This window comes from Microcystis sp. M53598_WE2 (assembly GCF_030067735.1).
In the GTDB taxonomy this organism is placed as follows: Bacteria; Cyanobacteriota; Cyanobacteriia; order Cyanobacteriales; family Microcystaceae; genus Microcystis; species Microcystis aeruginosa.
Genome location: NZ_JASJFE010000730.1, coordinates 1 through 9,019, shown reverse-complemented (window position 1 = coordinate 9,019; position 9,019 = coordinate 1). Strand labels below are relative to the sequence as shown.

Genomic DNA, 9,019 nt, shown 5'->3' with positions numbered 1-9,019 from the left:
GGAAATAAACTAATTTTAACTACTCATAGTCCTTATATTATCAACGATCTAACCCTAGCTATCAAAGCGGATAAAGTTATTAAAAAAATCCTATCATCGGCGATTTCTAACGCCGATTATCTCCAAGAAAAGCTCAACCAAATTGTCCCGAAAGCCTCTTGTATAGCGGCAGAAGATGCTATTGTATATGAATTAACAGAGCAAGGAGAAATCCGAGAACTTGCTACATATAATGGTTTACCTTCTGATGAAAATTATCTCAATCTTTCCCTAGGAGAGACAAATCAGCTTTTTGATGATTTACTGGAAATCGAAGAACAGTTATGAAGATCAATTTCTTTGATAAAAAATGTCAGAGTCAAACCCATCGGCATAAATTTGGAATTTGTGATCAGCCATTTCCCCCAGAAACTCCCGCTTATTTAGATACAGAAAATCCCAGGGATTGGATTGCTATTGTGGAAAACTCTCAAGAAATTGAAGCGACATTTACCGCTATTGATAAATGTATTGAAATTAGAAAAGTCGATGGTAGTGGTGGCATGGATCAACGCTGTGATGGAATGCTGACCTATGCTAATTGTTTGATTTTTGTAGAATTAAAAGAACGAAAGGGGAAAAATTCGGGGTGGGTAGGAGACGGAGAAGAGCAACTAAGAAACACAATTCGGGTATTTATTGAAAATCATGGTATAGAGGATTATTCATCTAGAAAAGCCTACATTGCTAATAACAAAAAGCCTACCTTTCAGACTTCACAAACGGAGAGGATGGAAAAATTTCGCCAAGAAACTGGGTTTAGATTAATCATTCAAAATATCATCAAAATTGACTGATTCAATTCTCTTTGATTCGGTGGCTCTGAAGATATTGATTTTCTAGAGTTTAGAGATATCCTAGTTTGATGTTGAATCTCACCCTGAATCCGTTGCCAAGCTGTGATCAACTTTAAACTTTTCACTCAAGGAGTGCGGAATAGAACCAGCTTCTCGAACACCAGCTTGAATTTCTGGTAACTTGATCATTGAGTCTCTGTCCTCAAACTTTTTCTAGGTACTGGTCAATCCTAATTTATACTAAATCCAGTTATTAAAAACTGATTATTTATTCTCCCCTTTGCATGAGTGCCTCTTGCATGAGTGCCTGTCCTGATATGTTACCTATGCTCAATGGATTTAGGATTAGTATCCTATAATACCAATGCTTAGGAAACTATAAAGAAAATCCCAAGATTAAGCGAATCCCCTGCCGAAAAACGCTAGAGTAGAATAAAATGCCTAATTTTTTCGACAAAATTGTTATGACAGTTACCAATAGACAAGAGCTAGAAGAACTGATTCAACAGGTAAAAAAAGCTCAACAACAATTTGCCAACTATAGCCAAGAACAAGTAGATCTTATCTTCAAAAAAGCGGCATTAGCAGCCAACAACGCTCGCATTCCCCTGGCTAAAATGGCCGTCCAAGAGACAGGGATGGGGGTAATAGAGGATAAAGTGATTAAAAACCATTTTGCCTCAGAAATCATCTACAACAAGTATAAACACAGCAAAACCTGCGGCATTATCGAAGAAGATAAATCCTTTGGATTGCAAAAAATCGCAGCACCCGTGGGCATTTTAGCGGGGATCGTACCCACCACAAATCCCACCTCTACAGCCATTTTTAAAGCCCTAATTGCCCTGAAAACCCGCAACGGCATCATTTTTTCTCCCCATCCGCGAGCGAAAGACTGCACCATCGCGGCGGCCAAAATTGTCTTGGAAGCGGCCGTGAAAGCGGGTGCGCCGGCCGGTATTATTGGTTGGATCGATCAGCCATCGGTGGAACTTTCCCAAGCATTAATGCAACATCCCAGCATTAATTTAATCCTCGCTACCGGCGGTCCTGGTATGGTAAAAGCGGCCTATTCTTCGGGAAGACCTTCCTTAGGAGTCGGTGCCGGCAATACCCCCGCTTTAATTGACGAAACCGCTCACATAAAAATGGCCGTTTCCTCGATTATTCTCAGTAAAACCTTCGATAACGGCATGATTTGCGCCTCCGAACAATCGGTAATCGTTGTCGATAGCATCTATGAAGAAGTTCGACAGGAATTTATTGATCGCGGGGCCTATCTTCTTTCCCCCGCAGAAAGGGAAAAAGTCGTCGGGATTCTTCTAAAAGATGGTCATATTAACCCCGATATCGTCGGGCAACCAGTGGAAAAATTAGCCGCCATAGCGGAAATTTCTGTTCCAGAAGATACCAGGTTACTAATCGGAGAAGTAGAAAATATTGGCTTAGAGGAACCATTTTCCTACGAAAAACTCTCGCCAATTTTAGCTATGTACCGAGCGAAAGACTTTGAAGATGGGGTGAAAAAAGCCGAAAAACTGGTCTTATTTGCCGGTCGAGGTCATACGGCCGTGCTTTATACCGCACCCTCAAATCGGGAACATATTAAACGCTTTGAAGACAACGTAGAAACAGCCCGGGTATTAATTAATACCCCTTCCTCCCAGGGTGCAATTGGTGATATCTATAACTTCCGTCTCGATCCTAGTTTAACCCTCGGTTGTGGCACTTGGGGCGGTAATTCCATCAGTGAAAACGTCGAACCTACCCACCTATTAAATATTAAAACCGTGGCCGAGCGCCGGGAAAATATGCTTTGGTTCCGAGTACCACCAAAAGTATATTTTAAATACGGGGCATTACCCGTCGCTATTCGGGAATTAGCCGGCAAAAAACGGGCCTTTATTGTCACCGATAAACCTCTTTTTGACCTAGGAGTTACCGCAGCTTTAGAGGAGGTTTTAGAAGAAATCGGCATCACGATTAATATCTTTTATGATGTGGAACCCGATCCTTCCCTAGAAACCGTCGAACGGGGGTTAAATGTCATTAATACCTTCAATCCCGATGTAATTATCGCTATCGGTGGCGGTTCCCCCATGGATGCCGCTAAAATTATGTGGCTACTCTACGAGCATCCAGAGATAGAATTCGAGAGCTTGGCCATGCGTTTTATGGATATCCGCAAACGAGTCTATGAATTGCCCCCTTTAGGCGAAAAAGCTCTGATGGTTTGTATTCCCACCACTTCGGGAACAGGATCGGAAGTGACTCCCTTCGCCGTCGTGACCGATCGCCGTAATAATATTAAGTATCCTCTGGCAGATTATGCCCTAACTCCCAGCATGGCAATTGTCGATCCGGAATTAGTGCTGAATATGCCGAAAAAATTAACAGCCTACGGCGGAATTGACGCTTTAACTCACGCTCTTGAGGCCTACGTCTCGGTTTTAGCCTCAGAATATACTAACGCTCTTGCTCAAGATGCCATCCGACTGCTGTTTAAATACTTGCCCAGTTCCTATCATAACGGAGCTAAAGACCCGAAAGCGCGGGAAAAAGTCCATTATGCGGCGACAATGGCAGGAATGGCCTTCGCTAATGGCTTTTTAGGCATCTGTCACTCCATGGCTCACCAATTGGGGGCAATTTTCCACATTCCCCACGGTCTGGCCAATGCCTTGATGATTTCCCACGTCATCCTCTATAATGCCACCGATGCCCCCTTTAAACAGGCGACCTTCTCTCAGTACAAATATCCTAACGTGAAGTGGCGCTATGCCAGGATCGCCCATTCTCTGGGATTGGGAGGAGAAAGCGAGACCGAAAGTGTGGAAAGATTGGTATTAGCGATCGAATGTTTAAAACGGGAAATCGGTATTCCGGCCAGTATCAAAGAGGTAATTCCCGAAAGTGAAGCCGAATTTATGGCCAAATTAGACCATTTAGCCGAACAAGCTTTCGATGATCAGTGTACCGGAGCCAATCCCCGTTATCCCCTGATCGAGGACTTAAAAACCCTGTTAATCCAAGCTTATCACGGCAATTTGCCCCTAGAGGTGGCGGTAAATGGTCACGGTGATGTCAGTCTTGCCGATTTGAAGTTAGATCCGCAACCCTTGAGCTTGTAGGGATAGATTTTGCCTTTGATCCCCCCTACCCCCTAGTAGGGTTGATTCATGAATCAACCCTACACCCTACACCCTACACCCCACACCCCACACCCTGCCCCCACGAAAAACTTTTTCAGCAGACCCTACTTAGCTACCACTTAAAAATTATCTTTTTTCCCCCGCAGTCGTGCAAACACTTGTACTGGTTCGTTGCTATCCATGGTCATGGCCAAAGCGGGACTATCCCAACGCAAAAAAGGATTAGTCAGCTTTTCCGTCCCCAAAATTGCCGGAATCGTGGGAATATCTTCAGCGCGATCTTTCACCACTTCCCGATAACGCTGTTGCAGAGCAGCATTATTAGGGTCAACTGTCAAGGCAAACTTTAAATTATTTAACGTATATTCGTGAGCGCACCAAACCCTGGTCTGGTCGGGCAGCGATCGCAATTTAGTTAAAGAAGCCACCATTTGGCCCGGTGTTCCCTCAAATAAACGACCACAACCCCCAGAAAACAGGGTATCACCACAGAATAACTCACCGTAATCTCCGGGGTTAACCGGGGGAAAATAATAGGCAATATGAGCGCGAGTGTGGCCGGGGACAAAGAAAACCTCGGCCCAGCGACCGGCAAATTCCACCCGATCCCCCTCCTCTAAAAACAGCTGCTGGCCCGGAATGCGACCGCGATCCTCCTTTCCCCCATAAACACAAAGATGGGGATAACGATTAATTAAAGCCTGATTAGCCCCCACATGGTCGCCGTGGTGATGGGTATTGAAAATAGCGACTAAATCCACCTGTAAAGCCTCTAATCGCCTGAAAACGGGTTCAGGTTCCGCCGGATCCACCACGGCCGCGATTTTTTGCGCCGGATCGTAGAGGAGGAAAATATAATTATCGGAAAGGGCGTTAAGACGTTCGATCTCCATGGTAGAATCTTGGGCTAAGGTTTAACTCGATCATACCTATAGCAGCATCTTTCAGAAATCAGGCTAGAAGCCTCAACCACTGGGACAAAATCTTAAATATGGCCGATGTAGAATAATAACTATAATAAAAGTGTCATAAAAAAGCAGTGAATTTATAGTAGTTATGACGATCAAATTTCGGTTTCATCCAGAGAAAGCAGTTGAAGCCGCTGCTATACTCTTAAAGCTGCACGGCAAACCGATGAAGTATTTAGGGTTGCTGAAAATGCTCTATATAGCTGACCGTCTTGCTTTAAAAACCATGGATCAACCAATTACTGGGGATAGATATGTATCAATGGATTATGGACCGGTTCTCAGTGGTGTTTATGATTTGATGAAAGGACAGCCCGTGGACTCTGCTTTACCCCTGTGGTCGAAATATATTTCTCCCCGGGATTCTAATTATGTTGACCTGCTGCAATATCCCGGCAATGAAGAACTCTGTGAAGAAGAAGAAATGATTCTTAAACAGGTTTACAAGACTTTTGGCCATCTCAATCCCTTTCTTGTAGCCGAATGGACTCACGATCTACCAGAATGGAAGGATCCCCATGGTTCGGCTATTCCAATTTTAGTAGAGGATGTTTTGCGATCTATGGGTAAAACGGAGGAGGAAATCGAAGATATTAGCCAAGAAGCCCAGCGAGAAGCCTATTTAGATGGAGCTTTACCGAAAATTTTCGGTTAAAGCCCCGCCCTTTAGTGTAGGGTCGGGCGACTTTTAATTTATGGGTTGTCAACTTCAGAAGCAATTCTGTCTAAGCAAGTAATCTCTGTGAACCAAGAATCCCCGTCTTTTTAGAGCGGGAAGTGTCAAAAGGATTTTACCAAAATGTCTAACGAAACCGTTACCTATTCCCTAGAAGCTGTTCTCAAGGAAATCAAAGACAGTATTAAGGAAGTTAGCCACAAAATCGACAAAATTGACGAACGGCTAACTAAGTTAGAGGTGGGACAAGCTAAACTGACTGAGAAAGTCGATGGGATGGATAGAAGGCTCGAAAAGGTTGAGGGAACCCAGAAAAATCAGGTCTGGACGTTAATAATTCTTTTAGGAGGGGCGATCGCTACGGCATCGTGGCGCTCTTTCTTTTCTGGGAATCCTTGACCATCTATGAGTTTGCTAGTGTATGGCATTTATTTAAGTACGGGAAGCGCACCAGCAACTGTGGCGCGCTTCTGGGTTTTCTGTTGGGGGCAATCCGTTAATTTCGTTTAAAATAACTGAACTCCTGTATATAGTCATTTCAATTAAGATTGAGAATATCAATGCCAGAGTTCATAAGGGTTTAACTGGTCTAGAGTGTATCAGACTTATCTGAAATGACTATAAAAATAATCTCCTGCCTCCTGACGACCGACTCCTGACTCCTGCCTCCTGACTCCTGACGACCGACTCCTGACGACCGACTCCTGACGACCGACTCCTGACGACCGACTCCTAACCCCACCAACAAACTTTTTCAGCAAACCCTATTGTAAAGTTTTGTTAATTTTTCTGGGATTAGGGCATTTTGTAAAAATAGATACAGAATTGTATGTTATATATATTAGTGGGTGATTAAAAAAGTTCGAAACACTATTTGCAGCTCGGAGGAAATGATTATGTCCACAGAACAACAAGCTCGCGCCTTAATGATGCGTCACCACCACGCCGTCAAAAATCGTCAACAATCGATGTTAGGGAGGAGTGCTTCTGAAATCGGTATTGACAATGACAATGGCTACGGGGAAACCGTTCAACGTCGCTTCTCGGCCGACTTTTCTTCACAAACTTACGATCGCTCTGGTGTTACTCTCAGTTAGGGTCTTAGATTCCGCCAAAGTGTAAGCTTTCAATCTTAGAATTAAGTGAACAATCAGCCCACACAAACCGATCTCGGAATGTGTGGGTTTTCGGTTTTTAGAGATAGGGGTCATTCCTGGGCCGATTACGGGGTTTCATCAGGATTTATGCCTAATTGCCGTAATTGCGCCGCTAAACGTTCCGCGCGTTGACGTTCGCTTTCGGCCTGTTGAGAGGCAGCCCTGGCCCGTTGACGTTCGATTTCGGCCTGTTGAGAGGCAGCCCTGGCCCGTTGACGTTCGATTTCAGCATTCTGACGTTCGATTTCGGCTAATTCCGCGGGTAGAAGGATTAAATTGCCGTCTAGGTCATAAAAACGTAGCCAAGGGGCTTCTTCTCGCTGGATGCTGCCCATCCAGACTCCTAACCACAATCCCAAACGTTGACACCATAACCAACCGCGGTGGTCGGGAATAATTTCTTGATAGCATTGATTTTGGTCTAAAGCCCAACCTTGCAGGGAAGTGGCATCAAAGGGATTATAAACGAAGTATTGGGAACAGCGAAAAGTCCGCTCATACAGGTCTTTTTTGGTAGTTAAATCGATTTTTGCGGTGCTTTCTGACATTAATTCCACGATCACATCGGGATAACGTCCGTTTTCGTTCCAAACCACCCATCCTTGTCGTTTATAACTACCATCGATATCGAGGACAACGAAAAAATCGGGGCCACGAAAATCTTGATTAAAAACCCGCTCACGGCTAAAGTAAATAAACATATTACCGCCAACGAAAAAGTCTTCTCGATCCTGATAGGCTTGTTCGATAGAATCGATTAAGACATTCATAGCCTTGCGGTGACGGTGCGTTTCCAAAGGTTCTCCATCATCAAAAATCAAGTCTTCTGGGGGAATGGGTGGTTCTTCCCAATCGATAACTGGAGGAGTGAGGGGTTGAGTCATCGGGGTTACGTCCGGGATAGAGATGGTTTTATTTTATTTGCAAGACGAGGCGATATTTAGGTTGTCCAGTTCTCAATTTTTCCATGGCTTCATTCACCTGCGAGATAGGATAGGTTTCTGTAACGGGTTCAATGCCATGGCGAGAGGCAAATTCGATCATTTTATTGATGGTACTGGGACTACCCAAAGGACTGCCAGAAATCGATTTTTGACCCATAATCAAGGGAAAAGCATAGGTATTCATGGGTTCAAGAACAGCCCCAACAATATGCAGACGACCTTTGGGACGTAAACAGGCGATATAAAGACCCCAATCGAGATTAACGTTAACGGTAGAGATGATGAAATCAAAGTAATTTTGTACCGATTGCAAAGCTTCGGGGTCTCTGGAATTGATAAAATGAGTCGCGCCTAGTTCTTTTGCTTCTGTTTCTTTGTCGGGACTACTGGAAAAAGCGGTTACTTCGCAGCCCCAAGCTTTGAGGAATTTTAAGGCTATATGGCCCAATCCACCAATACCAATGACACCAACTCGGGCCGTGGGTTTAATATCAAATTGGACAATGGGATTAAAGACGGTTATACCACCACAAAAAAGCGGGCCAGCTTTGGCAGCATCTAACTGGTTCCCCAGGGGAACTAACCAACTATGATGGGCCCGGACTTTTTCAGCAAAACCGCCATGGCGACCGACGATAGTTCCTTCGGCAGTAGCACAAAGGTTTTGATCCCCTGACATACAAGTTTCACAGGTCGAACAGGAACGGGAAAACCAACCAAGACCGACTCTTTGCCCTATCTTTAATTCTTTGACTTTAGCACCAAGAGCGGCGATCGTGCCGACCACTTCATGACCGGGGACAAAGGGATAGGTGGTCAGTCCCCAATCGTTATCGAGCATACTTAGGTCACTGTGGCAGATGCCGCAATATTCCACCTCGATTTCCACATCTTCATCCCCTAATATACCCGGATCGTAGTCAAAAGGCTCTAGTTTTCCCCCTTTTTCTCGGGCAGCATAGGCTCTAATCATGATTAAGTCCTCTAGGATCGGTTTATTGGTTATCTTATCCCAAATTTATCGAAAATTCGGGTTAAGAAGATTGGGCAATAATTCCACTGCTAGGGACATCAACATCAAGGAAGTCCGCTCGTGATCATTAAAAAAATCTTAAAAACGGCAATTTTAAGAATAGCCAGAGGCGATCGCTAACTGGCAGCATCAGCAAAATTACTGGTTTTGGGTTACTCTTGTATATAGGGCTGGCTGAATAAATCTAAAAACCTTGTTGGGTAAGACTTTTAGACCTTTTGTCAATCAAAAAGTACTGGGTCTGGGAGTGATC

At 44.2% G+C, this 9,019-nt stretch carries 8 protein-coding genes and 1 pseudogene; 6 read left to right on the top strand and 3 right to left on the bottom strand.

Translation table 11 applies throughout. The features are described 5' to 3' along the window. The 3 genes and pseudogenes from PX636_RS14885 to adhE form a co-directional block, all read left to right on the top strand. A pseudogene (locus tag PX636_RS14885) lies at positions 1-327 on the top strand (AAA family ATPase); the annotation flags it as partial. Further along, a complete protein-coding gene (locus PX636_RS14880) occupies positions 324-836 on the top strand; it encodes a hypothetical protein (RefSeq protein WP_125730827.1) in 513 nt (170 codons plus the stop codon). The pseudogene PX636_RS14885 and the gene PX636_RS14880, both read left to right, overlap by 4 nt. 464 nt (positions 837-1,300) lie before the next feature. Beyond that, positions 1,301-3,967: a bifunctional acetaldehyde-CoA/alcohol dehydrogenase gene (gene adhE, locus PX636_RS14875; RefSeq protein WP_288117690.1), complete on the top strand. Its 2,667-nt coding sequence runs from the start codon at positions 1,301-1,303 to the stop codon at positions 3,965-3,967. A 140-nt stretch (positions 3,968-4,107) separates the two neighbouring features. Here the strand turns inward: adhE and gloB are convergent, their stop codons facing one another. Next, positions 4,108-4,881 carry a hydroxyacylglutathione hydrolase gene (gene gloB / locus PX636_RS14870; protein ID WP_288117689.1) on the bottom strand — a complete coding sequence of 258 codons (774 nt, stop codon included), beginning with the start codon at positions 4,879-4,881 and terminating at the stop codon, positions 4,108-4,110. Between the two features lie 163 nt (positions 4,882-5,044). Here gloB and PX636_RS14865 point away from each other — a divergent pair, with 163 nt between their 5' ends. From PX636_RS14865 to gifA, 3 genes are all read left to right on the top strand, one after another. After that, the gene (locus PX636_RS14865; RefSeq protein WP_288117688.1) at positions 5,045-5,611 is read left to right on the top strand and encodes a Panacea domain-containing protein; all 567 of its coding nucleotides are present in this window, start codon (positions 5,045-5,047) and stop codon (positions 5,609-5,611) included. A gap of 144 nt (positions 5,612-5,755) precedes the next feature. Continuing rightward, a complete protein-coding gene (locus PX636_RS14860; protein ID WP_002739175.1) occupies positions 5,756-6,031 on the top strand; it encodes a hemolysin XhlA family protein in 276 nt (91 codons plus the stop codon). Between the two features lie 497 nt (positions 6,032-6,528). Next, the gene (gene gifA, locus PX636_RS14855; protein WP_002758764.1) at positions 6,529-6,729 is read left to right on the top strand and encodes a glutamine synthetase inactivation factor IF7A; all 201 of its coding nucleotides are present in this window, start codon (positions 6,529-6,531) and stop codon (positions 6,727-6,729) included. Positions 6,730-6,854: 125 nt separating this feature from the next. Here gifA and PX636_RS14850 read toward each other — a convergent pair whose 3' ends face one another. Next, the gene (locus tag PX636_RS14850) at positions 6,855-7,673 is read right to left on the bottom strand and encodes a Uma2 family endonuclease (RefSeq protein ID WP_002797182.1); all 819 of its coding nucleotides are present in this window, start codon (positions 7,671-7,673) and stop codon (positions 6,855-6,857) included. Positions 7,674-7,701: 28 nt separating this feature from the next. Continuing rightward, positions 7,702-8,706, bottom strand: coding sequence for an NADPH-dependent aldehyde reductase Ahr (gene ahr / locus PX636_RS14845; protein ID WP_002797183.1), 1,005 nt, complete (start codon positions 8,704-8,706; stop codon positions 7,702-7,704). Between the last annotated feature and the right edge of the window lie 313 nt (positions 8,707-9,019).

What these genes read in the sequence shown, in the direction of transcription:
- PX636_RS14880 (WP_125730827.1), top strand. Translation starts at nt 324, where the DNA reads ATGAAGATCAATTTCTTTGATAAAAAATGTCAGAGTCAAACCCATCGG.
- adhE (WP_288117690.1), top strand. Translation starts at nt 1,301, where the DNA reads ATGACAGTTACCAATAGACAAGAGCTAGAAGAACTGATTCAACAGGTA.
- gloB (WP_288117689.1), bottom strand. Translation starts at nt 4,881, where the DNA reads ATGGAGATCGAACGTCTTAACGCCCTTTCCGATAATTATATTTTCCTC.
- PX636_RS14865 (WP_288117688.1), top strand. Translation starts at nt 5,045, where the DNA reads ATGACGATCAAATTTCGGTTTCATCCAGAGAAAGCAGTTGAAGCCGCT.
- PX636_RS14860 (WP_002739175.1), top strand. Translation starts at nt 5,756, where the DNA reads ATGTCTAACGAAACCGTTACCTATTCCCTAGAAGCTGTTCTCAAGGAA.
- gifA (WP_002758764.1), top strand. Translation starts at nt 6,529, where the DNA reads ATGTCCACAGAACAACAAGCTCGCGCCTTAATGATGCGTCACCACCAC.
- PX636_RS14850 (WP_002797182.1), bottom strand. Translation starts at nt 7,673, where the DNA reads ATGACTCAACCCCTCACTCCTCCAGTTATCGATTGGGAAGAACCACCC.
- ahr (WP_002797183.1), bottom strand. Translation starts at nt 8,706, where the DNA reads ATGATTAGAGCCTATGCTGCCCGAGAAAAAGGGGGAAAACTAGAGCCT.